Source organism: Bradyrhizobium sp. BTAi1 (genome assembly GCF_000015165.1).
In the GTDB taxonomy this organism is placed as follows: domain Bacteria; phylum Pseudomonadota; class Alphaproteobacteria; order Rhizobiales; family Xanthobacteraceae; genus Bradyrhizobium; species Bradyrhizobium denitrificans.
In genome coordinates, this window is record NC_009485.1 from 4,436,321 (window position 1) to 4,462,667 (window position 26,347).

Annotated in this window: 21 protein-coding genes; 13 read left to right on the forward strand and 8 right to left on the reverse strand. The window is 65.5% G+C overall.

Annotation, left to right across the window (positions count from 1 at the left end):
- Positions 1-38 precede the first annotated feature (38 nt).
- The 5 genes from BBTA_RS19765 (at position 39) to BBTA_RS19785 (ending at position 5,452) form a co-directional block, all read left to right on the forward strand.
- Positions 39-1,001, forward strand: coding sequence for an alpha/beta hydrolase (locus BBTA_RS19765; protein WP_012044278.1), 963 nt, complete (start codon positions 39-41; stop codon positions 999-1,001).
- Positions 1,002-1,203: 202 nt separating this feature from the next.
- Positions 1,204-2,370, forward strand: a complete 1,167-nt coding sequence (locus BBTA_RS19770) for an amino acid aminotransferase (RefSeq protein WP_012044279.1) — start codon at positions 1,204-1,206, stop codon at positions 2,368-2,370.
- 27 nt (positions 2,371-2,397) lie between these two features.
- Positions 2,398-3,009: a YitT family protein gene (locus BBTA_RS19775; protein WP_012044280.1), complete on the forward strand. Its 612-nt coding sequence runs from the start codon at positions 2,398-2,400 to the stop codon at positions 3,007-3,009.
- A 238-nt stretch (positions 3,010-3,247) separates the two neighbouring features.
- Positions 3,248-4,312: a ketopantoate reductase family protein gene (locus tag BBTA_RS19780; RefSeq protein ID WP_012044281.1), complete on the forward strand. Its 1,065-nt coding sequence runs from the start codon at positions 3,248-3,250 to the stop codon at positions 4,310-4,312.
- A 129-nt stretch (positions 4,313-4,441) separates the two neighbouring features.
- On the forward strand, positions 4,442-5,452 hold the full coding sequence (locus BBTA_RS19785; RefSeq protein WP_012044282.1) for a Na+-dependent transporter: 1,011 nt from the start codon (positions 4,442-4,444) through the stop codon (positions 5,450-5,452).
- A gap of 50 nt (positions 5,453-5,502) precedes the next feature.
- Here the strand turns inward: BBTA_RS19785 and BBTA_RS19790 are convergent, their stop codons facing one another.
- Together BBTA_RS19790 and BBTA_RS19795 are read right to left on the reverse strand one after the other, a co-directional pair.
- A complete protein-coding gene (locus BBTA_RS19790) occupies positions 5,503-5,775 on the reverse strand; it encodes a hypothetical protein (RefSeq protein WP_041750781.1) in 273 nt (90 codons plus the stop codon).
- Between the two features lie 30 nt (positions 5,776-5,805).
- Positions 5,806-6,744, reverse strand: coding sequence for a GlxA family transcriptional regulator (locus BBTA_RS19795; RefSeq protein WP_012044284.1), 939 nt, complete (start codon positions 6,742-6,744; stop codon positions 5,806-5,808).
- A gap of 111 nt (positions 6,745-6,855) precedes the next feature.
- Between BBTA_RS19795 and BBTA_RS19800 the strand changes: the two genes are divergently transcribed.
- Complete coding sequence (locus BBTA_RS19800) at positions 6,856-7,554, forward strand: DJ-1/PfpI family protein (protein WP_012044285.1); 699 nt, start codon at positions 6,856-6,858, stop codon at positions 7,552-7,554.
- An 88-nt stretch (positions 7,555-7,642) separates the two neighbouring features.
- Here BBTA_RS19800 and BBTA_RS19805 read toward each other — a convergent pair whose 3' ends face one another.
- Entirely contained in the window at positions 7,643-8,053 is a 411-nt protein-coding gene (locus BBTA_RS19805; protein ID WP_012044286.1) for an NADH:ubiquinone oxidoreductase subunit NDUFA12, read from the reverse strand.
- 154 nt (positions 8,054-8,207) lie between these two features.
- Between BBTA_RS19805 and BBTA_RS19810 the strand changes: the two genes are divergently transcribed.
- The 3 genes from BBTA_RS19810 to BBTA_RS19820 all read left to right on the forward strand — a co-directional run bounded on the left by BBTA_RS19810 (position 8,208) and on the right by BBTA_RS19820 (position 14,168).
- Complete coding sequence (locus BBTA_RS19810; protein ID WP_012044287.1) at positions 8,208-8,915, forward strand: BA14K family protein; 708 nt, start codon at positions 8,208-8,210, stop codon at positions 8,913-8,915.
- Between the two features lie 489 nt (positions 8,916-9,404).
- Entirely contained in the window at positions 9,405-11,690 is a 2,286-nt protein-coding gene (locus BBTA_RS19815) for a CHASE3 domain-containing protein (protein ID WP_012044288.1), read from the forward strand.
- A 213-nt stretch (positions 11,691-11,903) separates the two neighbouring features.
- Positions 11,904-14,168, forward strand: a complete 2,265-nt coding sequence (locus BBTA_RS19820) for a CHASE3 domain-containing protein (protein ID WP_012044289.1) — start codon at positions 11,904-11,906, stop codon at positions 14,166-14,168.
- Here BBTA_RS19820 and BBTA_RS19825 read toward each other — a convergent pair.
- Positions 14,131-15,024 (reverse strand): DMT family transporter, encoded by an 894-nt coding sequence (locus tag BBTA_RS19825; RefSeq protein ID WP_012044290.1) that lies wholly within the window; start codon positions 15,022-15,024, stop codon positions 14,131-14,133. The two genes, BBTA_RS19820 and BBTA_RS19825, sit on opposite strands and share 38 nt — an antisense overlap.
- A gap of 845 nt (positions 15,025-15,869) precedes the next feature.
- Between BBTA_RS19825 and BBTA_RS19830 the strand changes: the two genes are divergently transcribed.
- Positions 15,870-19,634 carry a vitamin B12-dependent ribonucleotide reductase gene (locus BBTA_RS19830; protein ID WP_041751532.1) on the forward strand — a complete coding sequence of 1,255 codons (3,765 nt, stop codon included), beginning with the start codon at positions 15,870-15,872 and terminating at the stop codon, positions 19,632-19,634.
- 174 nt (positions 19,635-19,808) lie between these two features.
- Complete coding sequence (locus BBTA_RS19835) at positions 19,809-20,612, forward strand: DUF4145 domain-containing protein (protein WP_012044292.1); 804 nt, start codon at positions 19,809-19,811, stop codon at positions 20,610-20,612.
- A gap of 79 nt (positions 20,613-20,691) precedes the next feature.
- On the opposite strand, the gene BBTA_RS40165 is transcribed toward BBTA_RS19835, so the two are convergent.
- A complete protein-coding gene (locus BBTA_RS40165; protein ID WP_148221481.1) occupies positions 20,692-21,192 on the reverse strand; it encodes a hypothetical protein in 501 nt (166 codons plus the stop codon).
- A 96-nt stretch (positions 21,193-21,288) separates the two neighbouring features.
- On the opposite strand from BBTA_RS40165, the gene BBTA_RS19840 reads away from it, so the two are divergent.
- On the forward strand, positions 21,289-21,813 hold the full coding sequence (locus tag BBTA_RS19840; RefSeq protein WP_012044294.1) for a metallophosphoesterase: 525 nt from the start codon (positions 21,289-21,291) through the stop codon (positions 21,811-21,813).
- Positions 21,814-21,881: 68 nt separating this feature from the next.
- Here BBTA_RS19840 and BBTA_RS19845 read toward each other — a convergent pair whose 3' ends face one another.
- On the reverse strand, positions 21,882-22,634 hold the full coding sequence (locus tag BBTA_RS19845) for an SDR family NAD(P)-dependent oxidoreductase (protein WP_012044295.1): 753 nt from the start codon (positions 22,632-22,634) through the stop codon (positions 21,882-21,884).
- Between the two features lie 89 nt (positions 22,635-22,723).
- Here BBTA_RS19845 and BBTA_RS19850 point away from each other — a divergent pair, with 89 nt between their 5' ends.
- The gene (locus BBTA_RS19850) at positions 22,724-23,035 is read left to right on the forward strand and encodes a helix-turn-helix transcriptional regulator (RefSeq protein WP_012044296.1); all 312 of its coding nucleotides are present in this window, start codon (positions 22,724-22,726) and stop codon (positions 23,033-23,035) included.
- Between the two features lie 170 nt (positions 23,036-23,205).
- On the opposite strand, the gene BBTA_RS19855 is transcribed toward BBTA_RS19850, so the two are convergent.
- Positions 23,206-23,439: a DUF2171 domain-containing protein gene (locus BBTA_RS19855; protein WP_041751534.1), complete on the reverse strand. Its 234-nt coding sequence runs from the start codon at positions 23,437-23,439 to the stop codon at positions 23,206-23,208.
- 682 nt (positions 23,440-24,121) lie between these two features.
- Positions 24,122-26,191, reverse strand: coding sequence for a methyl-accepting chemotaxis protein (locus BBTA_RS19860; RefSeq protein ID WP_012044298.1), 2,070 nt, complete (start codon positions 26,189-26,191; stop codon positions 24,122-24,124).
- Between the last annotated feature and the right edge of the window lie 156 nt (positions 26,192-26,347).

Genomic DNA, 26,347 nt, shown 5'->3' on the forward strand with positions numbered 1-26,347 from the left:
CATCCACCACGTCATTCAACGCGATAGGTCACTTGCCCATGCCCGTTCAACTCGATGCCGATGCTGCCGCCGTCTACAAGGCGTTTCAGGAGGCCGGCCGCCCGGCCTATGAAACGCTGACACCCCAGGAGGCGCGGGATTATTATCTGGCCGCCCGCGTGGTGAGCAATCCGGAGCCGCCGGAGCTCGCCGATGTCAAGGAACTCTCCATCCCCGCCCCGCATGGCGCGATCCCGGCACGCCTGTATCGGCCGAAGACGATACGGCACAATGGCGGCCTCGCACCGGCGCTGGTGTTCTTCCATGGCGGCGGCTGGGTGATCGGCAATCTGGATTCGCACGATGTGGTCTGCCGCGCGCTGGCCCATGAGGGCGAACTGATCGTGGTCTCGATCGATTACCGTCTTGCGCCCGAGCACAAGTTTCCCGCCGCGGTCGACGACGCCGTCGCGGCGACCCGATGGGTCGCCGATCAGGCTGCCTCGCTCGGCATCGATGACACCCGACTGAGCGTTGGCGGCGATTCCGCCGGCGGCAATCTGGCGGCCGTGGTCGCGCTGTCGGCGCGCGATGGCCAGGGGCCGAAGCTGTCGGGCCAGGTCCTGATCTATCCGGCCACCGACTTCTCGATGAACCATCCCTCGCACAGCGAGCCCGAGACCAGCGTGCTGCTGACCCATTCGGTCATCCGCTGGTTTCGCGACCATTATCTCAACAGCGCCGCCGACATCCACGATTGGCGCGCCTCGCCGGCCAAGGCCGAGACGCTGGCCGGCCTGCCGCCCGCTTACGTGCTGACCGCCGGCGCCGATCCGCTGCGCGATGAAGGCGACGATTATGCGCGGCGGTTGCGCGAGGCCGGCGTGCCGGTGACGCACCGGACGCATCCCGGCCAATTCCACGGCTTCTTCACCATGGGCAAGCTGCTCGACCAGGCCAATGTCGCGGCGCGCGACATCGGCGCCTGGCTGAAGCAGCTGGATCGGCCCAGCGGCATCTGAGCGGCCTCCGGCCGAGCTTCCACCGGACGCCTCGCGAGCGCGCGAGGCGTCCGGACGGGCACGGGCAGCTTCCATGCGCCGGACGAAACCGAGCCTCACCGAAATTTCCGCTGTTATTGCGCCGCAACCAAGATAGTGTCCCGTCGCCCGCGAGGACGGCCCATGGCTGGCCGGTGGGCCCTACTCCGACAGGATTGCCCCGATGTTCGAACGCCTGAGCCGCCAGCCCGACGATCCCCTGCTCGCTTTGATCGGCATCTTCAAAGCCGATCCGCGGGCCGACAAGGTCGATCTCGGCGTCGGCGTCTATCGCGACGAAGCCGGCCATTCCCCGATCTTCCGCGCCGTGAAGGCCGCCGAGCGGCTGATCTGGGAAAGCCAGAGCAGCAAGGCCTATGTGGCGCCGGAAGGCGACCAGACCTACCTCGACCTGCTCTGGACCATGGTCGGCGGCACCGCCTCGCCGGTGCATGCTGCCGGCGTGCAGACCCCCGGCGGCTCCGGCGCATTGCGGCTGGCTGCCGATCTGATCCGCCAGGCCGGCACCGGCAAGATCTGGCTTGGACTGCCGAGCTGGCCGAACCATGCCGGCATTTTCGCCGCCGCCGGGCTCAAGATCGAAACCTATCCCTATTTCGACGTCCCGTCGCAGAGCTTGCAGCTCGACAGCATGATCGAGGCGCTCCAGCGCGCCGAGCCCGGCGATGCGGTCCTGCTGCATGCGTCCTGCCACAATCCGACAGGGGCCCCGCTCGGCGCCGAGGATTGGGCGCGCGTCACCGCCGTGATCGCCGCGCGGGGTCTCGTGCCGCTGATCGATTCCGCCTATCAGGGTTTCGGCGCCGGCTTCGACGGCGACGTCGCCGGCTTGCGGGCGATGATCGCAGCCATCCCCGAAGCGCTCATCGCGGTGTCCTGCTCGAAATCCTTCGGTCTCTATCGTGAGCGCACCGGCGCGCTCTACGCCGTCGCTGCCGCACAGGCCGCAGCCGATACCGCGCGCTCCAACCTCGTCGCCATCGCCCGCACCAGCTATTCGATGCCGCCGGACCATGGTTCGGCCATCGTGAAGACGATCCTGGGCACGCCGGACCTCTACGACGACTGGCGCAGCGAGCTCGACTCCATGCGGCAACGTCTGGCCACGCTGCGACGCGCATTCGCCGACGCGCTGGGCGACCGCTGGTCGAACTCCCTGGCCATCGGCCGGCAGGAAGGCATGTTCTCGTTGCTGCCAGTGACGCCGGCTGACGTCATGGCCCTTCGCGAGAAGCACGGCGTCTACATGCCGACCTCCGGCCGGATCAACATCGCCGGCCTGAAGCTTGCGGACGTGGCGCGCGTCGCCGGACTGTTCAAGGCGCTCTGACCTCGCTGCAGACAGAGGACCGACGGCGTGGCTGAGGTGGTGCAGGAGCGTCACAAGCTCTACGAAGACGTGATGGCGATGACCTTGGGCACGCTGTTCGTCTCGCTGGGCATGCTGATCTACAGCAAGACGGTGCTGCTGGTGGGCAGCACCGCCGGCCTGTCATTGCTGCTGAGCTACGTCACCGGCTACGGGTTCGGGATCAGCTTCTTCCTGCTCAACCTGCCCTTCTATGTGCTGGCGATCAAGCGCATGGGCTGGCCGTTCACGATCCGCACCTTCGTCGCCGTCGGCCTTGTCGCGGTGTTCTCGCGCCTGACAACAGGCTGGATCGACATCAGCCATATCGACCCGGTCTATGCCACGGTGATCGGGGCAGGCCTCACCGGGACCGGGCTGCTCATGCTGTTCCGCCATCGCACCGGCCTCGGCGGCATCAACATCCTGGCGCTCTATCTGCAGGAGCATTGGAAGATCCGCGCGGGCTATTTCCAGCTCGCGGTCGACACCCTGATCATGCTCGGCGCGTTCTTCGTCATCCCGGCGAACAGGCTGGCGCTGTCGATCCTGGGGATCGTGATCGTGAACATCATCATCGCGATCAATCACAAGCCCGGCCGTTATATGGCGCTGAGCTGAAGCGACCGGCCTTCGCCTGTCCAAGTCCCACCTGGAGAACCACCGCACCGCCCCGCTTCTGGTGCGCTGCACTTGCCAGACGGCTCATTCCATGTGATGAAGCTCTGGTATGCCAGCAGCCGAGGCAAGGCTTTGCCGCCTCCGTCCGCTCCTCGGAGCGTCCGACGGAGTCTTCGGTGCGACTGGCCGCCAATAAAAAAATCTCGCACGCAAAACCAATCTCTGGGGAGACCAAGGTATGGCACGCAATATTCTGATCCTCGGGGCCTCCTACGGCTCCCTGCTGGGCACCAAGCTGTTGATGGCCGGCCACAATGTCACGCTGGTCTGCCGCAAGAAGACCGCCGAGCTGATCAATCGCGAGGGTACCGAGGTCCGCATCAAGCTGCGCGACGAACCGGCGCATCGCTCGATCTTCTCGCGCGATCTGCCCGGCAAGCTCGACGCCGCCTCGCCGGATCAAGTCGATCTGTCGCGCTACGACCTCGTCGGCCTTGCGATGCAGGAGCCGCAATACACCAACCACACGATCCGCATGCTGATGGTCAAGATCGCCGAGGCGAAGCTGCCTTGCCTGTCGATCATGAACATGCCGCCGCTGCCCTATCTGAAGCGCATTCCGGCGCTGGCCAACAGCGATCTCGACGAGGCCTATACCAACGCCGCGGTGTGGGAGCGCTTCACGCCGGGCCTCGTGACCTTGTGCTCGCCGGATCCGCAGGCCTTCCGCCCGCCGGAGGAAGCTGCCAACGTGCTGCATGTCGGCCTGCCGACCAATTTCAAGGCGGCTGCCTTCGCGGACGACAAGCATACCGCGCTGCTGCGCGAGCTGGAGCGCGATATCGACGCCGTGACGCTCGACGGCCATGACGTGCCAGTGAAGCTGAAAGTGTTCGACTCGCTGTTCGTTCCGCTGGCGAAATGGTCGATGCTGCTGACCGGCAACTACCGCTGCATCACCCGCGGCGAGCCGCAGGCGATCCGCGATGCCGTGCACGGCGACCTCGCCCGCTCGAAGGCGATCTACGAGCATGTCGACGCGATCGCGCGCAAGCTCGGCGCCGATCCGAGCGACCAGGTGCCGTTCGAGAAGTACGCCAAGGCGGCCGAGAGCCTGCTGAAGCCGTCCTCGGCTGCGCGGGCCGTGGCCGCCGGCGCGCCGTTCATCGAGCGCGTCGACCTGCTGGTGAAGCTGATCGCCCAGCAGCTCGGCATGCCCAGCGCCGAGATCGACCAGACGGTGCAGACCGTCGATTTCAAGCTCAACGAAAAGATCGTGGTGGGCGGCTCGACGGCGCAATAGCGCAGAGCCTACGCCCGATCGATCAGGGCGCCGTCGTCGGTCATCATCGGTAAAGAGATGTGACTTTGCAGGAGCGCGCGGCCACTTCATGGTTCGCGCGTTCTTTGATTCAGATCGGTCGGACATCCGATGCCATATTCCGGGCCACTCGCTGTTCCGCTGCAGGCCCTGAACTGGCTCGGCAATCAGGGCACGCGCGCGATCGTCGCCGTGCTCCTGGCCGCAATCGCGGTGCCGCCGCTTGGCGAGCTGCTGCGGCCCTACGTCACCGAAGCGATCTTCCTCTTGCTCTGCATCTCCTTCATGCGCGTCGACGTCGCGATGCTGCGCGCGCATCTGCGCCGGCCGCTGCTGGTGCTGTCCGCGACCGCCTGGACCACCATCGCCGTGCCGCTTCTGGTCGGCATGCTCACGCGCGTCACCGGGGTGGAGGCCGGCACGCCCGACCTGCATCTCGCCTTGATGCTGCAGGCGACCGCCTCGCCGATGATGGCCTCGCCCGCGCTCGCCGCCCTGATGGGGCTGGACGCGACGCTGGTGCTGATCACGCTGGTGACCTCGACCGCGCTGGTGCCGCTGACGGCCCCGTTCTTCGCCTATGTCTTCCTGGGCCAGACGCTGGCGCTGTCACCCGCAACGCTTGGGCTGAAGCTCGCCGGCATCCTCGCCGGCGCGGGCGTCGTCGCCACGCTCATCCGCCTGGCCTTCGGCTTGGCAGCAGTGCGCCGCCATCGCGCGCCGATCGACGGCTTCAACATCTGCATCCTGTTCGTGTTCGCGTCCGCGATCATGGCCCATGTGCTGGCCGACCTCGTCGCAACTCCGTTGCGCATGCTGGGCCTCGCAGCGCTCGCCTTCGCTGTGTTCTTCCTGCTGCTCGGGACCACGATGCTGCTGTTCCGCCGCTGTGGCCGCGAACGCGCGATGGCGCTGGGCATGATGGTCTCACTGCGCAACATGGGGCTGATGCTGGCAGCGACCGAAGGCGCGATCCCGGGCACCACCTGGCTGTATTTCGCGATGAGTCAGTTTCCGATCCACCTCGCGCCACAGCTGCTGCGGCCGTTCGCCGAACGGCTGCGCAAGCCGCCGTCAACCGTCGACGGCGATCAGGACCTGGTCAGTCCGGCGCGGAAATGAGCTGTGTGAGCTGATCGTCTACCGCAAATCTCTTCCGCAGACGCCCCTGTTCAGACCGACAATCCACTGCAGGTCAGGACGATACGGGTCGCCCGCCACACCCAGGTCTTGCCGTCACGCGCCGCCTGCAAGCTGAAGACACGCTCGTTCCAGCGCGGATCATGCGCGAAGCGGATGTTCTCGATCACGAACGCCTGCTGCTGCCGCTTCGATTCGATGGCCCAGGCGAGATGCGCCCGCTCGAGCTGCTGTCGCAGCTTCGACAGCTCGATCACATAAGGGGATGGAAAGATGATCCCAAACCCCATGGAATTGCCGGCCATCACGCCATCTCCGCGATCGACAGCGCAAGACTATCCCGCCCTCGCCGCCCGCCGCAACGCCTGCGGCGGCTGGCCGAAAGCGCGAATGAACGCCCGGCGCATCCGCTCGGGATCGCGAAAGCCCGTGGCTTCGGCGACCCGTTCGATCGGCTGGTGCGAGGCCTGAACGCGATCGCGCGCGACCTCGAGACGCAGGCGTTCGATCGCCTTGGAGGGCGTGGTGCCGGTCTCGGCGACGAAGGCGCGGGTGAAATGCCGTGTGCTCATGCCGGCACGCTCGGCGAGATCATCGACGGTCAGGGGCGCATCGAGATGCTCGCGTGCCCAGGTCAGGAGATCGGCGAAGCGGCCGCTCGGCGCTTTCAGTTCGAGCAGCGAGGAGAATTGCGATTGGCCGCCGCTGCGGCGATGATACAGCACGAGCTGACGTGCCGTCTTCTGGGCGATCTCCTCGCCATGATCCTCGGCCACCATCGCCAGCGCGAGGTCGATGCCCGCCGTGATCCCGGCCGAGCTCCACACCTGGCCGTCGCGAACATAGATGCTGTCCGGCTCCAGCCTTACATTCGGATAGCTGCGCAGGAACTGCCGCGTTCGCTGCCAATGCGTGGTGGCGCGCCGGCCGTCGAGCAGGCCCGCTTCGGCCAGCACGAACGCTCCGGAACAGACGCTCGCGATGCGGGTGCCGCGTTGCGCGACCTTCCGGACGAAGTTGATCGTGCAGGAACTGCGGCTCGCCGCCTCCACGCCGTCGCCGCCGGCAATCAGCAATGTCGAGAGCGCCGACGCCGGGCCGAACTTGCGCGCCAGCATCTCGGCGCCCGACGAGGAGCGCACCGGCCCCGGCTCCGCCGCCATCACCCGGAGCGCCGGGACAACGCGCGCATAGCGCGCGGCGATCTCGAACACCGAGATCGGCCCGGCGGCATCGAGCAACTGGAAATTCGGAAAGATCAGGACGCCGATCATCTGGGAGCTCCGCGGCCGCCATGTCTGGAAACGAGGGAACTTAGGCATATGAGCCAGAGAGCGGATCATGCAGGATGATCACCGTCAACCCCGATCGCAGCGAGCGCAGCCATGGCCGAACCGCTTTCCATTGCCTTTGTCCTCTTCCCGCATGTGACGCAGCTCGATCTCACCGGTCCCGTGCAGGTGTTCTCCAGCGTGCCCGGCGCGACGCTGCATCTGGCCTGGAAAACGATCGCGCCAGTGCCCACCGATTCCGTGCTCACGCTGCTGCCGACGACGACCTTCGCGGACTGTCCGCAGAGCGATATCATCTGCATCCCCGGCGGCTTCGGCGTGGACGCCATTCTCAACGACGACGAGGTGATCGGCTTCATTCGCCGCCAGGCCGCCGGCGCCAGCTACATCACCTCGGTATGCACCGGCTCGCTGGCGCTTGGCGCCGCCGGCCTGCTCGACGGCTATCGCGCCGCGACCCATTGGAGCGCGCGCGAGTGCCTCGCATTGTTCGGAGCCACGGTCAGCACCGAGCGGGTGTGCATCGATCGCAACCGCATCACCGGCGGCGGCGTCACCGCCGGCATCGATTTCGCGCTGACGGTCGTGTCGCAACTGCTCGACCGGCCGACGGCCGAAGCCATCCAACTCCGGCTCGAATACAATCCAGCGCCGCCCTTCACGGCTGGTTCGCCGGACACGGCGCCACCCGAGGTGCTGTCACGGATGCTTGAACGGATCGCTCCATTCCGGACGCGTCGCGTCGAGGCAGCCGAACGCGCAGCCAGCCGGCTCGCGAGGACCGCAGGCTAGCGCCGAACGCTCGAGGTTGCCCACAAGAAAAGACCGCCCGGAGGTCCGGACGGTCGGGTCGAATTCCACGGTCAGCGGCTGCAGCGAATCAGCTGCCGGGCGTCCAGGGCTGATAGTCTCCGGTGGCCTTCGGGCGGCGACCGCTGGCCAGGGTCGATCCCGCGGGACGATAGGCGAGCGGCGTGCCGGTCAAATTGGGCTGGTGCGGCTTCTCCCACTCGCGCGGCTTGTAGCCGTCCTCGGTGGGCGGCACGTCGACCATGTGGTGCATCCAGGCGTGCCATTCCGGGGGGATGCGGCTGGCTTCCGCGAGGCCGTTATAGATCACCCAGCGGCGCTCGAAATGCAGGACCGGATCGATCTTGCCGCCGGCCGTTCGGTAATAGCGGTTCCCCTGCCCGTCCTGGCCCACGAGTTCGCCGAACCGCCAGGTCCACAGCTGCGTGCCGAAGGTCTGGCCGTTCCACCACGTGAAGAGCTTCAGGAAGAACTGTTTCATGCGCGCGGGCCGGTGTTGTGAAGATCACGGCTCTGATGCCACCGCGCCCGCCACTTGTCCAGTGTTGACGGCCGCGGCGATCCGGCCGGTTCAGCCGGGGGAACCACATTCTCCGGCTGCGGTTAGATCTTTTTCCCCTGATGGAGCGACACCGATGACGAACCTGAAGACATTGAGCGCCGCGGCGGCCGTGGCGCTGATCCTGCCGCTGGCAGCAAGCACGAGCTTTGCGCAAGGCCCAGGTCCGGGCGGTCACGCCGGCGGTGCGGGCGGCGGCGCAGCCATCGGTGGCGGAGGTGGTGGCGGCGGCGCCATGGGCGGCGGTGGCGGCCGTGGGGCCATGGGCGGCGGTGGTGGAGCGATCGGCGGTGGCGGTCGCGGCTTCTCGGCGGGTCCAGGGCCCGGCGGCATGGGCGGCGGCGGTTTTGCCGGCCGGGCCGCAGCAGGCGGCGCCAACGTCTTTGCCGGCCGTGGTCCGGCGGCTGGCGCGAACGTCGCCATCAACAATGGCGGTGGCGGCCGTGGCGGTTGGAACGGCGGCAATTGGCATGGCGGCGGAGGCAACTGGCATGGCGGACATGGCGGTGGCTGGCATCATCGCGGCGGCGGCTTCTGGCCGGGCGTAGCAACGGGCGCCTTCATCGGCGGCGCGCTGGGCGGCTCCTATGCCTACTACAACGACCCGTATTATTACGGATCGGACTACTACAACGACTATTCCTATTATGACGACTCTGCGCCTGTCGCCGTCGTCGGGACGGAAGGCGTCGACCCCAGCTACTGCGCGCGGCGCTATCGATCCTACGATCCTGCGTCGGGCACCTATCTGGGCTATGACGGTCTGCGTCATCCCTGTCCGTAAGCGTCCGGCAATGACGGCACTGCTCTAACAAGGCGGCGGGGTGATCACCCGCCGCCTTGTCGCGTGTAGAGTGCCTCATAGTTGCTCGTGCCTCATCATTGCGCGTTGTGTGTCCAGGCCGCCACGTCGCAGATTGATTTTGAACGAAATTTCCACATTGTGCCGTCCGGCGTGCAGATGAATTCAGCGAACAGGTCCAATATCCAATTCGGCCTTGATTCTTCTTTCCTCAGGGAATGGGCTGCTCGCAAGGGTATCGCTCTGCTGCCGATGCACAGACTGTTTCTGCCGTCCCGCGCCTTCTCACCCGCGGCGATTCAGCGTTTGCGCCTATCGCCGTCGAACGCGCCCGGACTTTCCATCAAGGAGGCGCACCTTGCCAAGACGTCATCGCTGCATCGAACATCAACTCCACCCTGCTGCCCGGAAGAGGCGCCAGTGGCATTCGACCACCCTCCGGGTTGATATGTCGCTGACCGGGCGCACCGGATGATCGGCCATCGCCTCGCATTGGGGCTCGGGCTGGGAACTCTGCTTGCGATCGGAGCGGCATCGACGGCGCTCGACATCAAGTCGCGCCATGACGCAGCCTGGGTCGATTCATCGCTCAACGTTCTGCAGAAGGCATCCGATCTGCGGTTGCTCCTGCGCGAGGTGGAGGCGTCCTCACGCGGCTTCGGGCTCACCGGCGCGGAGCAGTTCAACACCGAGTTCAACGACGTCAGGGCCCAAATTCCCACGGCTTTGTCCGATCTGCAGCGAAGCGCGGCGGACAGTCCCTCCGCGAGGAACCTGTTTGCCGAGACGGCCGCGCTGATCGACCGGAGGATTGATCTCGCCGCCGAATTGATCCGTCTGCGCGCGGCATCGGATCGCTCCGGGCTCGACGCGCTTGGCAGTCGCGCCGAAGGCCCGGCCATCATGGCCAGGATCACGGCCAATCTCGATCGCTTCGTTGCCGAACAGCGTCAGCTCCTGGCGCAGCGGACGGCGACCTCCAAAGCGACCGGCTCCCTGCTGCTGGCGATCGACCTGTGCGGGCTTGCGGTGCTCCTGCTCATCGCTGGATACCTCATCCGACGCACCTATCAGGACGACCGCACGCTCCGCGCCTCCCTGCTCCGTTCCGAGGCCGAAGCCGTCTCGCTGGCCGAGAAGGCCGAAGAACAGCACCGCGATCTGATGGCGGCGCATGAGAAGCTGCGCCATTCCGCCGAGATCCTGCAAAGCACCTTCAACAGCATGGCCGAGGGCGTGCTGGTGATCGATTCCGCCGACACGGTCGTATTCTCGAACCCCGCCGTGGAGCGTCTGCTCGGCTACCGTCCCGGCAGGAAGCTGTCCGAAGTTCGAGCCCGGCTTCGCGTCTATGAAAGCGACGGCGTGACGCAAATCGCAGGTCATGACCTGCCGACGCCGCGCGCCCTGCGCGGCGAGGCATTTGACCGTCGCGAACTGATCGTCCATCTGCAAGAGCGCGACGAGTTCTTGCGGTTGATGGTGAGCGGCCGGCCGTTGCGTGACGCCGCCGGCGCCATCACCGGGGCGGCGATGGTCTATCACGACATCACGATGGCGCATGAGACCGAGCGATTGCTGTATCAGGCGCAGAAGCTCGACGCGATCGGCAAGCTCACGGGCGGTGTCGCGCATGATTTCAACAACATGCTCACGATCATCACCGGCACGATCGAAACCCTCGCCGAAGAGGTTCAAGACCGCCCAGCTGCCGCCGCCACCGCAGCCCTGATCGGCCAAGCCGCAGACCGTTGCACCGAGCTGATCCGGCATCTCCTCGCCTTCGCACGCAAGCAGCCGCTGCATCCGCGCGACAGCGACGTGAACAGCACGATCCTCGACATCGCCAAGCTGCTGCGACCGACCCTCGGTGAGCAGATCGAAATCAACTCGATCCTCGATGAGGAAGAGCTGATCGCTCATATCGACTCGGCGCAGCTTGCCAACTCACTCGTCAACATGGCCATCAACGCCCGCGATGCGATGCCCAATGGCGGCAAGCTGCTGCTGGAATCGCGCCGGGTCGTGCTCGACGCCGCCTATGCCGCCGCCAATGCCGGCGTGGAGCCCGGCGCCTATGTCATGGTCGCCGTCAGCGATACCGGCACCGGCATGTCGACAGAGGTCCGAGATCGCGCGTTCGAGCCGTTCTTCACGACCAAGGAGGCCGGCAAGGGCTCAGGCCTCGGGCTCAGCATGGTCTATGGCTTCGTCAAGCAATCCGGTGGGCACATCAAGATCTATAGCGAGGAAGGCAAGGGCACCACGATCCGGCTCTATATTCCCGCACCCAAGGGGCAACCCGCAGCCCCGACGGCGCCTGATCCGCCGCCGCCCCGCGGCACCGAAACGATTTTCATCGTCGAGGACGATCCGCTGGTGCAGGATTTCGTGGTGGCGCAACTGCAGAGCCTGGGCTACCGGACCATCACGGCATCTACCGGAGTCGAAGCCCTGGCGAAGATCGAGGCCGGGCAGACCTTCGACCTTCTCTTCACCGACGTCATCATGCCCGGTGGCGTCAACGGCAAGGAGCTCGCCGAGGAGACGCTGCGGCAACGTCCCGGCATGAAGGTTCTCTACACGTCGGGCTACACGGATAACGCCATGATCGAGCATGGCGGCCTCGATCAGGACGCGCTGCTTCTCACCAAGCCCTATCGCAAATCCGAGCTCGCGCAGATGGTCCGCCTGGCGCTGCTGTCGGGCGCGGATGCCGGACCGCCCGCCGCCGTCGGCGGCGCTCTCGCCGGCTGATGCCCGGCCAGCACGCTGCGAATTGACGTCGCGCCAGATCGGCGCCGGCTCTGGATAATCGGCATGGAACCGCAAAGAAGAATTGGCAGAGCGCCATATATTGCTTAGGAATCGTCATTCCTAATAGCCTTATTAGCTGCGCAGAGGCGGCGAGCCCTCCATCACAACAATGCTTGATCGATCCCACGCGCAGCGCGCTGAAGAGCTCTTGCCATGATACGCCGGCGCGTGGCGATCGGCCTGGGCTTGGGAACCTTGCTTGCGGTGGGATCCGCCTCCGTGGCCCTCGACCTGAAGTCGCGCGATGACGCAGCCCTGGTCGATCACACCATGGAAGTGCTGCAAAAATCGTCCGATCTGCGGCTGTTGCTGCGCCAGGTCGAGAGCGCCTCGCGGGCCTTCGCGCTCACCGCTGACGATCGTTTCGTGGCCGAGTTCCAGGATGCGCGACAACGGGTTCCCGCGGCGCTCGCGGATCTGCTCCACGCGGTGAACGACAACGCGGCCCAGGTCACCCGATTGACATCCATCGACGAGGTGGTGAAGCGCCGCCTCGATTTGTCGGGCAGGCTCATCCAGCTTCGGGCCGCGAACAATCAGGCAGCGCTCGACAACCTGCTCGCGGGTGGACCCGGACGCGCGGCGATGGCGACGATCACCGCAACGCTGGACGCCTTCAATGCGGAGGAGCGGCGGCTGCTCGCGGCGCGCACGGAAACCTCGCAGCGCACCGGCGCGTGGCTGCTGATGATCGACCTGACAGGGGTCGGGGTGCTGCTGCTGATCGCAGCCTACCTCATTCGGCGCGCCTACATGTCGGATCGAACGCTGCGCTCGTCGCTCAGCCGGTCGCAGGCCACAGCAATGTCGCTCGAGGCCCAGGCCCTGCAGCAACGTGGCGAACTCGCTGTCGCCTATGACGAGCTGCGGCGATCCTCGGCGATCCTGGAGAACACCTTCAACAGCATGGCGGAAGGCGTGCTGGTGGTGGATCCGGACGGCACCATCGTGTTGTCGAACCCGGCCGTCGGCGATTTTCTCGGAACGCAAACAGGCCGGACATTCGCCCAGATGGTGGTCGAGAACCGGTTCTTCGAGAACGACGGCATCACACCGATCCCGGACGACGACTTGCCGATCGCGACCGCCCTGCGCGGCCTGTCATTCGATCGCCGCGAGGTGGTGGTGAAGCCGGCCGATGGTCGTGCACAGGCGCGGCTGATGGTGAGCGGGCGGCCGTTGCGCAATTCTGCGGGCGCGATCAGCGGTGCCGTGCTGGTGTATCACGACGTCACCGAAGTGCATGAAACCGAGCGACTGCTGCAGCAGGCGCAGAAGCTCGATGCGATCGGCAAGCTCACCGGCGGCGTCGCGCACGACTTCAACAACATGCTGACCATCATCACCGGGTCGATCGAGGTGCTGATCGACACGGTGCAGGATCGCCCGGCGGCCGCCGAGCTGGCGGCGTTGATCAGCAGGGCCGCCGACCGCTGCACCGAGCTGATCCGCCATCTGCTGGCCTTCGCGCGCAAGCAGCCGCTGCGGCCGCGCGACATCGACGTCAATGCGACCGTGCAGGACATCGCCAAGCTGCTCCGGCCGACGCTGGGCGAGCAGATCGAGATCAAGGCGATTCTCGCCGAGGAGGAGCTGGTCGCCCATGTCGATTCGGCGCAGCTCGCCAATTCGCTGGTCAACATGGCGATCAATGCCCGCGACGCGATGGCCGATGGCGGCAAGCTGCTGCTGGAGACGCAGAGTGCCGCGCTCGATGCGACCTATGCTGCCGCCAATCCCGGCGTGGTGCCGGGCCGCTACATCATGGTCGCCGTCAGCGACACCGGCAGCGGCATGCCGCAGGAGGTGCAGAACCGCGCTTTCGAGCCGTTCTTCACCACCAAGGAGGCCGGCAAGGGCTCCGGCCTGGGGCTCAGCATGGTCTACGGCTTCGCCAAGCAATCAGGCGGGCACGTCAAGATCTACAGCGAGGAGCATCGCGGCACCACGATCCGGCTGTATCTGCCGCCGGCGCAGGCGGCGGAGCAGGTCGCCGCCGAGCCGGACATCGCGCTGCCGACCGGCCATGAGACGATCCTCGTCGTCGAGGATGACCCGCTGGTGCGCAGCTTCGTGCTGGCCCAGCTGCAGAGCCTCGGCTACACCACGCTGTCGGCCGCGCGCGGCCGCGAGGCGCTGGCGATCGTCGATGGCGACCAGCCGTTCGAGCTGCTGTTCACCGATGTCATCATGCCCGGTGGCGTGAGCGGCCGGCAATTGGCGGAGGCGGTGCAGGCCAAGCGCCCATCGGTCCGCGTGCTCTATACGTCCGGCTATACCGACAATGCGATCCTCGAGCACGGCCAGTTGCTCTCGGAGGCACTGCTGCTGACCAAGCCGTATCGCCGCGCCGAGCTCGCGCAGATGGTGCGGCGGGCGCTCAGCCCCGCGTCGCCAGCGCCACTGCGGCCAGCGTGAGCGCCAGCGCGGCCAGCTGCCCGGCCCCCAGCGGCTCGCGGAGCGCGATCGCCGAGGCGACCACGCCGATCACCGGGACGGCCATGGTGCCGATCGCCGCCACCGAGGCCGGCAGCCGCGCCAGCGCCGCGAACCATGTGACATAGGCGACGCAGAACTGGATCACCGTCGAGTAGAACATCAGCGCCCAGTCGAGCTGGTCGAGCCTGCTCCAGTCGGACTGTTCGATGACGACGCCCACCAGCACGATCGGCACGCAGCCGATGCCGATCTGCCAGGCCGCCGCCGACAGCGGCGGCAGCCGGATCGGCAGCTTCTTCGCCAGCACCGCGCCGAGCGCGAAGCCGAAGGCGCCGCCGAGCACCATCAGGATGCCCGGCAGTTTGTCGCGGCTGGCCGCCAGGCCGTTGCCGCCCATCAGCGCGGCGAGCCCGGCGAAGGCCAGCAGCAGCGCGAGCACGCGCAGCCAGGTCGGCCGCTCGCCGAGGATCGGCCAGGCCAGGATCGACGCCCAGACCGGCATCGTATAGGCGATCAGCGCCGCCTCGCCGGCCGGCAGCCACAGCAGCGCCAGCCCCATCAGCACCATCCACACCGTGACATTGAGCAGCCCGGCGATGATCAGCCGCGGCCAGACCTCGCGCGGCACGGCCAAGCTCTGGCTCCTGAGGATCGCGAGCAGCGCCAGCAGCGCCGCGCCGACCACGCCGGTGCTGCCGCGCAGCGTCAGCGGTGGCAGCACGCCGACCAGATGCTTGGTGACGGGCCAGTTGAAGCCCCAGCCGAGCGAGGTCACGGCAAGAAACATCAGCCCGGCGGGCGTGATCCGCCCGCTGGCCTTCGGCGTGTCTGTCATGGAATCACCGGCGCGGTCTGCAGGATTTGCAGCTTGCCGGCGTTTTCCCGGCCACACCAGGGATTGTGGGGCATGCCTGCCCCGCACCAGCCCGTAAGTGGCCGTGAGTCGCGCCGATGCAACCGGAACACATCGTTCGCAGACGAATAAATTCCTGCCCTGTGAACAGCGGGGCGAAGCCCTGTGGATGACATCGCCGGCAAATTTTTTCAGTTTCGAATCCGCAAGGACTCGCCGATAGTTACGGCCATCACGATACCGGCAAATGGCCTGTTATCCCCCACTTTCCCCCATATTTAGTGTTTGGTTTAGGAACCCGTACTAGTCCTTGACGGGCGGAGCGGAGTCGTCCTAGCTTCCGGCCCGGTTCGGCGCTTGATCGCGTTTGAAGTCTCGCCGGCCGCTTCCCAGAAGGGTTCGAGGACAACCACGTCATCCGGCCACAAGGCCCGGCGTGCGCGGCCTCGGCTGTCCCGCGCCGGGACGGAAGCGGACGGTGTCCTGCAGGGGAACCCACTAGATGTGGGGGCTCCTCTGCAGCGAGACGGGAGCAGGATGGCGCGCCTGGTGCGTTGTGAGCGTGAGGCGTCGAGAACGTGAGGCGTTGAGACATGAGGCGGAGCGGGCAGCGGACGGGCTGCGCGCGCCGACGACGAAGACGGGGCGAGACGCCGGACAACGGCGCGGCGGCCTGCCGCCTTCGAGGCAGAACAGAGACGGGCCGGGCGACCGGTTGAACTGCGGCGGCAGGCGGGTGTCCCGGGATCGGGACTCGCCAGCCGCCGCCCTTGGATGCAATGATCCCGGCCGCGAACGCGGTCCGGCAAGAACAATTGGGGCTCGCGATGCGGATTGAACGGCGCAACACCACCGAAGGACAGTCACCCTATGCAGGGATCGACTTCCGCCTGACCACGTCCGAGATCAAGAATCCGGACGGCTCGGTGGTGTTCCGGCTCGAGAATGTCGAGATCCCCGAATTCTGGTCGCAGGTCGCCTCCGACGTGCTGGCGCAGAAATATTTCCGGAAAGCCGGCGTCGCCGCGCGCCTGAAGAAGGTCGAGGAAGAGAGCGTGCCGTCCTGGCTGTGGCGCTCGGTGCCCGACACCGACGCGCTGGCCGCCCTCCCCGAGACCGAACGCTACGGCAGCGAGCGCTCCGCCAAGCAGGTGTTCGACCGCCTCGCCGGCTGCTGGACCTATTGGGGCTGGAAGGGCAACTACTTCTCGTCGGAAGAGGACGCGGTCGCGTTCTATGACGAGCTGCGCTTCATGCTCGCCAAGCAGATGGTCGCGCCGAACTCGCCGCAATGGTTCAACACCGGCCTGCACTGGGCCTATGGCATCGATGGCCCCGGCCAGGGCCATTATTACGTCGACTACAAGACCGGCAAGCTGACCAAGTCGAAGTCCTCCTACGAGCATCCGCAGCCGCATGCCTGCTTCATCCAGGGCGTCGAGGACGACCTCGTCAATGACGGCGGCATCATGGATTTGTGGGTGCGCGAGGCACGCCTGTTCAAATATGGCTCCGGCACCGGCTCCAACTTCTCGAGGCTGCGCGGCGAAGGCGAGAAGCTGTCGGGCGGCGGCCGCTCGTCCGGCCTGATGAGCTTCCTCAAGATCGGCGACCGTGCCGCGGGCGCGATCAAGTCGGGCGGCACCACCCGCCGCGCCGCCAAGATGGTGGTGGTCGACGCCGACCATCCGGACATCGAGGCCTATATCGACTGGAAGGTGAAGGAGGAGCAGAAGGTCGCAGCCCTCGTCACCGGCTCCAAGATCAACCAGAAGCACCTCAAGGCCGTGATGAAGGCCTGCGTCAATTGCGAGGGCTCCGGCGACGACTGCTTCGACCCCGAGAAGAACCCGGCGCTGCGCCGCGAGATCAAGCTCGCGCGCCGCGCTTTGGTGCCCGACAACTACATCAAGCGGGTGATCCAGTTCGCCAAGCAGGGCTATAAGGACATCGACTTCCCGATCTACGACACGGATTGGGATTCGGAAGCCTATCTGACGGTGTCCGGCCAGAACTCCAACAATTCGGTGTCGCTGAAGGACGACTTCCTGCGCGCGGTCGAGACCGATGGCGATTGGAGCCTGATCGGCCGCACCAACAAGAAGGTCGTCAAGACGCTGAAGGCCAGGGACCTCTGGGAGAAGATCGGCCACGCCGCCTGGGCCTCGGCCGATCCCGGCCTGCACTTCAACACGACGATGAACGACTGGCACACCTGCAAGGCGTCCGGCGACATCCGCGCGTCCAATCCGTGCTCGGAATACATGTTCCTGGACGACACCGCGTGCAATCTGGCCTCGGCCAATCTGCTGACCTTCTACAACACCGAGACCAAGCATTTCGACGTCGGCGCCTATGAGCATCTCTGCCGGCTCTGGACCGTCGTGCTCGAGATCTCCGTGCTGATGGCGCAGTTCCCGTCGAAGGCGATCGCCGAGCTGTCCTACGAGTTCCGCACGCTCGGCCTCGGCTATGCCAATATCGGCGGCCTGTTGATGACCATGGGCCTGTCCTATGACTCGAAGGAGGGCCGCGCGCTGTGCGGTGCCCTGTCGGCGATCATGACCGGCATTGCCTACAAGACCTCCGCCGAGATGGCCGGCGAGCTCGGCCCCTTCCCCGGCTACAAGAAGAACGCCGCGCATATGCTGCGCGTCATCCGCAACCACCGCCGTGCCGCCAAGGGCGAAGCGACCGGCTATGAGGCGCTGTCGGTCAACCCGGTGCCGCTCGATCACGCTCATTGCCCGCAGGTCTCGCTGGTCAGCCACGCCATCCAGGCCTGGGACGACGCGCTGGCGCTCGGTGAGGTCAATGGCTATCGCAACGCCCAGGTCACCGTGGTCGCCCCCACCGGCACGATCGGCCTGGTGATGGATTGCGACACCACCGGCATCGAGCCTGATTTCGCGCTGGTGAAGTTCAAGAAGCTGGCCGGCGGCGGCTACTTCAAGATCATCAACCGCGCGGTGCCCGCGGCGCTGCGCGTGCTCGGCTATCGCGAGAGCGAGATCGCCGAGATCGAGGCCTATGCGGTCGGTCACGGCTCGCTGTCGAACGCCCCCGGCGTCAACGCCACGACCTTGAAGGCCAAGGGTTTCACCGACGAGGCCATCGCCAAGGTCGAGAAGGCGCTGCCAACCGCCTTCGACATCAAGTTCGTGTTCAACAAGTGGACGCTGGGCGAGGACTTCATCGTCAAGCAGCTCGGCGTCTCCGCGGACGCGATCGCCGCCCCGAATTTCGAGCTGCTGTCGGCCATCGGCTTCACCAAGCGCGAGATCGAGGCCGCCAACGTGCACATCTGCGGCGCTATGACGGTCGAGGGCGCCCCGCATCTGAAGGCCGAGCATTATGCGGTGTTCGATTGCGCCAATCCCTGCGGCAAGATCGGCAAGCGCTACCTCTCGGTCGAGAGCCACATCCGCATGATGGCGGCGGCGCAGCCGTTCATCTCGGGCGCGATCTCCAAGACCATCAACATGCCGAACGACGCCACGGTCGAGGACTGCAAGGCGGCGTATCTGCTCTCATGGAAGCTCGCGCTGAAGGCCAACGCGCTCTACCGCGACGGCTCGAAACTGTCGCAGCCGCTCAACTCGCAGCTCATCGCTGACGACGAGGACGAGGACGATGCGGTCGAGTCCTTCTACGAGAAGCCGATGGCCGCGCGCGCCACGCAGGTCTCGGAGAAGATCGTCGAGAAGCTGGTCGAGCGCATCGTGGTGATGCGCGAGCGCGAGAAGATGCCGGATCGCCGCAAGGGCTACACCCAGAAGGCGGTCGTCGGCGGCCACAAGGTGTACTTGCGCACCGGCGAGTATGATGACGGCCGCCTCGGCGAGATCTTCATCGACATGCACAAGGAGGGCGCGGCGCTGCGCTCCTTCATCAACAACTTCGCCATCGCGGTGTCGCTGGGTCTCCAGTACGGCGTGCCGCTGGAGGAGTATGTCGACGCCTTCACCTTCACCCGCTTCGAGCCGGCCGGCCCCGTCCAGGGCAACGACTCGATCAAATACGCGACGTCGATCCTCGACTACGTGTTCCGCGAGCTCGCCGTCAGCTACATGTCGCGCTTCGACCTCGCCCATGTCGACCCGTCCGAAAGCAATTTCGACGCGCTCGGCCGCGGCGTCGACGAAGGCAAGCCATCGGAGGACGGCCCGAGCCAGCAGGCCGCGAAATACGTCTCGCGCGGCCTGACCCGCTCCCGCACCGACAACCTCGTGGTGATGCGTGGCGGCTCCTCGTCGAGCACGGCGGCGGTCTCCGCTCCGCATGATGGCGCCCCGTCGGGCCGTGTCACCGCCCTCTCCGGCTCCCGTGCCGGCGACGCCATCGAAGGCGCCGTCGCCCTGAAGCAGGAAGCCCAACACGACCTCTCGCCCACCGAGAAGCTCGAAGCCCTGCAATGGAGCAAGGCCGGCACGGCCGCGACGCAAGTCGCCTCCAAGGCCGAACGCCGCGCCGAAGCCAAGGCCAAGGGCTACGAAGGCGAGATGTGCTCGGAGTGCGGGAACTTCACGCTGGTGCGGAACGGGACGTGCATGAAGTGCGATACGTGCGGAAGCACGACGGGGTGTTCGTAGTCGTCCGTCCCAAGGAACACTGCCTCGAAATACCGCTCTCAATACTTCAAGAAATCTCCATTGCACAGCCGAGTAACTCCCGCGCAAAATCTGCGCGGGAGTTTTTGTGCAAGAGCCGCAACACGGAACCGCGAGGTCGTCCGCTCTCGCGCGCAACGCTAGGAGCAAAAGTCAATGGCACCGCTACACATCGAACCTGCTCTTGGCCTCGCTTCCTTCAATTGCCCTACGTGCGGCGCTCTCGCTCAACAATTTTGGTTTAAGCCATTTTGCGACTACTACCCAAAAGATCAAAAGCCATGCACTCCTGCCAGCGACGTCCTCGATCAAATTCGATCAAATGCGATCTACGATTCAGAGATGAAGAGAACCGTGGAGGAGTTCTTTCGAAAGCGATTAACCAAAAAGCCCTTCTTCGAACAGAAGGAGACTACCGCTTACTTGAATCTGCGCCTTGAGAACTGCGAAGTAAGCAGCTGCTACAGCTGCAATTCGTTGGCAATCTGGGTCTATGACCAGTTGGCCTTCCCTCATACGAGATTCGGGGCAGAACCAAATTCTGACTTGGACGACGACATAAAGCTTGACTTCCTAGAAGCTGCCAAAATTGTCGACCTCTCACCGCGAGGCGCGGCGGCATTGCTGAGGCTATGTGTTCAGAAGATCTGCATTCAGCTCGGCGAGCCCGGCAAGAACATCGATACAGACATCGGCAGTCTGGTCAAAAAGGGACTAGAGCCGGCAGTTCAGCAGGCACTCGACATCGTTCGGGTGATAGGTAACGAGGCGGTTCACCCTGGGCAAATAGACCTGCGGGACGACCGAGATACCGCGCTGAAGCTATTCCGCCTGATCAACATCATTGCTGAAGCGATGATATCTCGACCGAAGCAGATTGCTGAACTTTATGGCAGCCTTCCGCCAACCAAGTTGCAAGCAATTGAGAAGAGAGATTTAGCGAAGCCGAAGAAGGCGTAGACGGGATTAAGCGGTTGGCACCGTCGCACTCACGTATTTCTCATCGCTAAAGCTCCCGTCGGAGCACCACGCTGCCTTTTTAGTCCGCTGGAGAACAGACAATTTCCGACCGGCCAATAGCTGATACTGCTATTTTTAGTTTTCCCAACGTGGTCCTTGCAGAATAGTTGCGCTGAGCCGGCGTACCCCATGTCTTCAACAGGAATGGGATATCTAGCTCAAATGCGTGCTGCATAATCGGCCGACCGTCTTCCCCAATATCCCAAGCCAAACAATATGCGACATGGGCTTCGGCCGAGTGCTTACTAAAATCAAACATTAGAGCGTCTTTCCATTGGCCGATCAGACGTGACTTGACTTCAATGAAGTGATGGCCAGCGAGGATGTCGTGACCTCTTGTTCCGGGAGAGCGGCGTTTGCCCCCGACATAGCTGGCTATGACTACCTCTGACAACTCGCCTAAGGCAGCAGACTTTGTTTCACGGGACTCAAAATACTTATTCAATGTAGCTAGTGCATCGATTGCTTCTTTAAAATGAGGCAAATGCGCCAGCAGGTGATTTGTGACGTCGTTGACCATAGGGACACCGATTTTCGTCTTATTGCGATCTCGGATTATATCAAGATTACTGTACAGATTAGCGAAGTAAATTTACCTACTTGACTGATACCTCCCATGCACCTCCACATCTTCTCCGATCTCCACGCCGATATGGCCGACATCAAGCCGATCAAGGCGCTGCCCGGGGTCGATGTGGTCGTGGTCGCCGGCGATGCCTGCGAGGGGGCGGTGAACGGGTTTGCGCGGCTGCGCGAGATCGTGGCCGAGGACGTGCCGATCGTCATGGTGATGGGCAACCATGAATATTATCACCGCACCTACCCTGATGAGCTGAAGCTGGCGCGCGCCGAGGCGGCGCGGTTCGGGGTGCATCTCCTGGAGAGCGAGGCGGTCGTGCTCGCGGGCGTACGCTTTGCGGGCGCCACGCTGTGGACCGACTATGCGATCTTCGGCCCCGGCAGCGAGGCGGAGGCCATGGCCGCCTGCGGGGACACGATGCACGACCACCGCTGCATCATCTGGCAGGACGAGCCGTGGCTGCGGTTCACGCCGCGGGAGGCGCTCGGCCTGCACCTGACATCGCGCACCTGGCTCACGGACCTCTTGGGAATTACGGTGACGCTGCACTTTACTGACTGATCCGCATTGTCTGACCTCATCCGGCATGACCGGGTTCAGACCCCGGCCATGACGGACGATTCCCTCGCTCAGCGCAACCCGCCCGTCACGTGCAGCGTCTCACCGGTGACATAGGACGCATCATCCGAGGCGAAGAACGCGACGGCGGCGGCGATCTCCGCGGCCTTGCCGACGCGGCCGAGCGGCGTGGTGGATTCGATCCATTTGCGCATGTCGCCCTCGTGCAAGCCTGCCGCGACGACGCCTTCGGTCACGATCATGCCGGGATTGACGGTGTTGACGCGGATCTTGCGCGGCGCGAGCTCCTTGGACAGCACCGCGGAGATCGCGTCGACCGCCGCCTTGGTCGCGCTGTAGACGGCGGTGTTCGGCGGCGTCAGCGTCGAGACGCCGGAGGAGATGTTGACGATGCTGCCGCCCGCCGGATTGAAATGCCGCGCGGCTTCCTGCGACACCAGCAACAGGCCGAGCACGTTGAGATCGAACTGGCTGTGGAAATGCTCCGGCGTGATGCCGTCCAGCGGCGCGAAGGCGTAGACGCCGGCATTGTTGACGAGGATGTCGATCGGGCCGAATGCCTTGACGGTCTCGGCGACCACGCCCTTCACCTGGCCGGCATCGGTCAAATTGCCGCCGACGGCGACCGCCTTGCCGCCCTTGGCGGCGATCGCGGCCACCACGCGTTCAGCGCCCGCTTTGCTGGCGCTGTAATTGACGGCGACCGCGGCTCCTTCCGCCGCCAGCCGCGCCGCGATCTCGGCGCCGATCCCCTTGGATGCGCCGGTCACCAGCGCCACCTTGCCTTCGAGTCTCCTGGTCATCTTGCTCTCCTTGCGCCGCGGCGCTCATTCAATTGTTCAGAACTAGTGAACTATTGAACCGGCGCAAGGGCGTCGCTATATGATTTTTCATGGCGCCCTTGTTTCACCCCTCGCGGGAGGACATCACATTGGCCGGCGTGCTCTCGGCGCTGGCCGATCCGATGCGGCTGCGCATCGTCAAGAGCCTGATGCAGCAGAACGACTGCATGTCCTGCATCGAGGCCGCCCCCTGCCCCGATATTCCCAAATCGACGCTGTCGAACCATTTCCGGATCCTGCGCGAGGCCGGCCTGATCCAGACCACCAAAAAAGGCGTCGAACACCGCAACGTCGTGCGCGAGGCCGACATCAACGCCCGGTTTCCGAAGCTGCTGAAGACGATCGTCGGCTATGCCGAGTAACCGCAGCGGAGAGCGTGCCAAGGCGCGCGGCTGACCAGCCGCCCGGCTTTTCACCCTCGCATGTCATGCATCGTCATTGCGAGCGAAGCGAAGCAATCCGGGGCCGGCAAAGACTCTGGATTGATGAGCTCCGCGCGCAACAACGGAGACAGGTCGCGGTCGCGCCGCCGCTACTTCTCCTCCTCCATCGTCACCGCCACGGCGCCCACCGCCGACAGGCGGACCTTGCCGCCTTCGATGTCCGCCACGAGGCCCTTGTCGATGAAGTGATGATGCCCCTTGTGGCTGCCCTCGCCGCTGTCCTTCCTGGTCAGCTTGATGCGGTTGCCTTCGACGCGGTCGACGGTGCCGACATGCGCGCCGTCGGCGCCGATGACTTCCATGTGTTCCCTGATGTCCTGCATCATGGAGCGCTCCGTGGCTGATGCTCTGGGTCGAGTTGCGTCAACCGGCGGATCGGGCATGGGTTCCTTGCGACGCCTGCGCAACACGGAGGCGTGGACCGGCCCCGCCACGCGCGGAGAGGCCATGCGCATGAACGCCGATTTCCAGCGTCGTCTCAAGCTGATTTGCCCTGTCCAGCACTTCGGCAAACACTAAACCTATTTCGCCGTTACCGAATTCGTGATTGTCTGGCGGCATCCCGGCCCGCCGAGAGGGGCGCATCGCGATCGTCACGAGACGTGGGGCCGGAGATGCGGTGGCCGTGGACGGGCTGCAGCGGGCGTGGTGCTCGCCGACGAACAGCCATTTGCGGACGTGAAGACGCGTGGTCCTGGCGCCCCAAGGCTGGCACCCCGAGGCTGGCACCAAATCCGCGGGGGATGATGATCCCGCTGATGACGGTGGCTACAAGCCGGACACCGGGGAGCGCGCCATAAGCGTGAAAACCATCGCGGGGAATGCCGAGAGGCCATGGGCGCGGCCGGCGCCCGGCATTCCCCGCGCCCTCTTCTCACGAGGGGCAATTCGGAGCACGCCTCGGCGCCGCGGGACCGCTTTCCTTTGTCAGCCTGCGCTGATCCGCCCACGCCGCTGTTTGTCAATGTCAGGACGAGGTGAGGACGGCGCGCGCGACCTGTCGCCTCAGGCGCGACGCACCGTGCCGAGGAAGCCTTCGACGGCCACGCGGAAGCGGTCGGCGTCATCGGACATCCGGCGCACCGAGGCGACCATCGCCGCGCCCGCATTGCCGGTCTGGCGGTTGAGGGCCGCGACCGAGCCGATCGTGTCGGTGACGGCGCGGGTGCCCTGCGCCGCCTGCTGGAAGTTGCGCGAGATCTCGGTGGTGGCGGCGCGCTGCTGCTCCACGGCCGCCGCGATCGCCGCCATCTTCTCGTCAATGCCGGAGATGTTGTGACTGATGGCGCGGATCGCCTCGACCGACTCGCCGGTCGCAGCCTGGATCTCGCCGATCTGCCGGGTGATGTCGTCGGTTGCGCTCGCGGTCTGCGCCGCGAGGTTCTTGACCTCGCCGGCGACGACGGCAAAGCCGCGGCCCGCCTCGCCGGCGCGCGCCGCCTCGATGGTCGCGTTCAAGGCCAGCAGGTTGGTCTGGCTGGCGATCGCGGTGATCATCTTGACCACCTCGCCGATGCGGTTGGCGGCGCGGTCCAGCATTTCCACGGTGGCGTTGGTCTGGGCCGCCTTCTCCACCGCCTGGCGCGCCTCGGCGGCCGAGGCCTGCACCTGCGCCGCGATCTCGGAGACCGACGCGGTCAGTTCCTCGGTGGCAGCAGCGATGGTCTCGAGATTGGTGGTCGCGGTCTCCGCGGCGCTGGCGACGGCGGCGGTCTGATCGGTGGATTCGTCGACCAGCTTGCGCACGTCGCTGGCGCTGGTATCGAGCTGGCCGGTGGAGGTGCTCATGCTGACGATGACCGCCTGCACCGTGTCGTCGAAGCTCCGGCAGGCGCTGTCGATCGCCTGCGAGCGCTCCAGCCGCTTGCCCTGGTCGAGCTCGCGCTCGCGGGCCAATTGCTCGGCGGTGGCGGCGCTTTCACGCAGGCCCTCGAGCGCGGCGGCCATCGCGCCGAACTCGTCGGCATGAGCAAATTGCGGCACCGGCGTCTGGTAGTCGCGCTGGCCGATGCGCTGGATCGCCTGCATCAGCGCGCCGACCGGGCGCACCAGGCGGACGCGCACCGCACGCAGCGCGGCGCCCGCGACCAGCAGCGCGGTGATGAAGGCGATCGACTGCACGATCAGGCTGCTCAAGGCGGCCGCCTTGATCGCCTCGGCGCGCGCGATCGAGGCGTCGAGCGCGGTCATGCCGATATTGATGATGCCCTGGAACGGGCCCTGGCAGAATGCATTCCACTCCGGCGCCGGCATCGCCGGCTTGCCGCTGCCGTCGAAGCTCTTGGCGAGCTGGTCCATGCGCTGATGCGCCGCCTCGACCTCGGCGCGCGAGGTCTTGACCACGGCGGCGAGATCCGCGCCGCCGGCGCCCGCCAGGAGGTCGTCGAGACTGGACCAGCCGGCCGCGACGGTGCCGCGCCATTGCCCGATCGAGGCCTTCTGGGCGTCGTCGAGCGGCTTGGAGCTGTTGATGTTGGGCCGCATCGCCGAGCATTGCAGGCCATAGCGGTCGCGCACCTGCCAGGCCAGGCGGCGCGCCTGGACCATCTTGGCGATCGTCGGATCGGTCATCCAGGCGCGGTTGGAGACGGCCAGCGAAGCCGCATTGGCGGCATCCAGCGTCTTGGTCATCGCGTCATACCAGGGCTGGGTGCGGCTCAGCACACGCTCGGCGCGCGGCTTGGCGGCCTCGTCGAACAGCAGCCGGAACTGCGGCTGCGTTGCCTCCCAGCTCGCTTTCAGCCGGCTGATCAGTTCATCGCGCTCGGGCATGTCGACGCCGGTCAGCGCCGCGAGGATGCCGTCATAGCCCTTGACCTCGACGCCCTGGTACTCCGTGAGCCTGGCGCGCGGATCGTCCTCGCTGAGCAGCACGCTCTGCATGTCGCCGCGGCGGGCGCGCATCACCAGCACGTTCTGGAAGATCGCCTTGTCGGCCGCCGTGAGCTGCTCCGTCGCGACGCTTTCGCGGTAGCGGCCGGCAGCGCCGCTCATCAGGATCGCCGTGGACACCAGGATGCCCGCCGCCAGCACCGACAACAGCACCATCAGCAGGGTACTGACCGAATTCCTCATCGCGCACCGCCTTACCGCAGAAAGTGGCAGCATGACCCATTTGCGCAAATTCTTCCTTAACCATGGACCGGCACACCCCTGCCCGAGGTCCCGCCTTGCCGAACGTTCCTGCTCGACGTCCACAAACCGCGCGCAAGCCGCGCCGCGCCCAAGGCC

Coding starts and splice junctions, on each gene's coding strand:
- BBTA_RS19855 (WP_041751534.1), bottom strand. CDS start 23,439: ATGCAGGACATCAGGGAACACATGGAAGTCATCGGCGCCGACGGCGCG.
- BBTA_RS19840 (WP_012044294.1), top strand. CDS start 21,289: ATGCACCTCCACATCTTCTCCGATCTCCACGCCGATATGGCCGACATC.
- BBTA_RS19780 (WP_012044281.1), top strand. CDS start 3,248: ATGGCACGCAATATTCTGATCCTCGGGGCCTCCTACGGCTCCCTGCTG.
- BBTA_RS40165 (WP_148221481.1), bottom strand. CDS start 21,192: ATGGTCAACGACGTCACAAATCACCTGCTGGCGCATTTGCCTCATTTT.
- BBTA_RS19820 (WP_012044289.1), top strand. CDS start 11,904: ATGATACGCCGGCGCGTGGCGATCGGCCTGGGCTTGGGAACCTTGCTT.
- BBTA_RS19860 (WP_012044298.1), bottom strand. CDS start 26,191: ATGAGGAATTCGGTCAGTACCCTGCTGATGGTGCTGTTGTCGGTGCTG.
- BBTA_RS19830 (WP_041751532.1), top strand. CDS start 15,870: ATGCGGATTGAACGGCGCAACACCACCGAAGGACAGTCACCCTATGCA.
- BBTA_RS19810 (WP_012044287.1), top strand. CDS start 8,208: ATGACGAACCTGAAGACATTGAGCGCCGCGGCGGCCGTGGCGCTGATC.
- BBTA_RS19795 (WP_012044284.1), bottom strand. CDS start 6,744: ATGATCGGCGTCCTGATCTTTCCGAATTTCCAGTTGCTCGATGCCGCC.
- BBTA_RS19765 (WP_012044278.1), top strand. CDS start 39: ATGCCCGTTCAACTCGATGCCGATGCTGCCGCCGTCTACAAGGCGTTT.
- BBTA_RS19805 (WP_012044286.1), bottom strand. CDS start 8,053: ATGAAACAGTTCTTCCTGAAGCTCTTCACGTGGTGGAACGGCCAGACC.
- BBTA_RS19825 (WP_012044290.1), bottom strand. CDS start 15,024: ATGACAGACACGCCGAAGGCCAGCGGGCGGATCACGCCCGCCGGGCTG.
- BBTA_RS19845 (WP_012044295.1), bottom strand. CDS start 22,634: ATGACCAGGAGACTCGAAGGCAAGGTGGCGCTGGTGACCGGCGCATCC.
- BBTA_RS19785 (WP_012044282.1), top strand. CDS start 4,442: ATGCCATATTCCGGGCCACTCGCTGTTCCGCTGCAGGCCCTGAACTGG.
- BBTA_RS19790 (WP_041750781.1), bottom strand. CDS start 5,775: ATGGCCGGCAATTCCATGGGGTTTGGGATCATCTTTCCATCCCCTTAT.
- BBTA_RS19835 (WP_012044292.1), top strand. CDS start 19,809: ATGGCACCGCTACACATCGAACCTGCTCTTGGCCTCGCTTCCTTCAAT.
- BBTA_RS19850 (WP_012044296.1), top strand. CDS start 22,724: ATGGCGCCCTTGTTTCACCCCTCGCGGGAGGACATCACATTGGCCGGC.
- BBTA_RS19815 (WP_012044288.1), top strand. CDS start 9,405: ATGATCGGCCATCGCCTCGCATTGGGGCTCGGGCTGGGAACTCTGCTT.
- BBTA_RS19770 (WP_012044279.1), top strand. CDS start 1,204: ATGTTCGAACGCCTGAGCCGCCAGCCCGACGATCCCCTGCTCGCTTTG.
- BBTA_RS19800 (WP_012044285.1), top strand. CDS start 6,856: ATGGCCGAACCGCTTTCCATTGCCTTTGTCCTCTTCCCGCATGTGACG.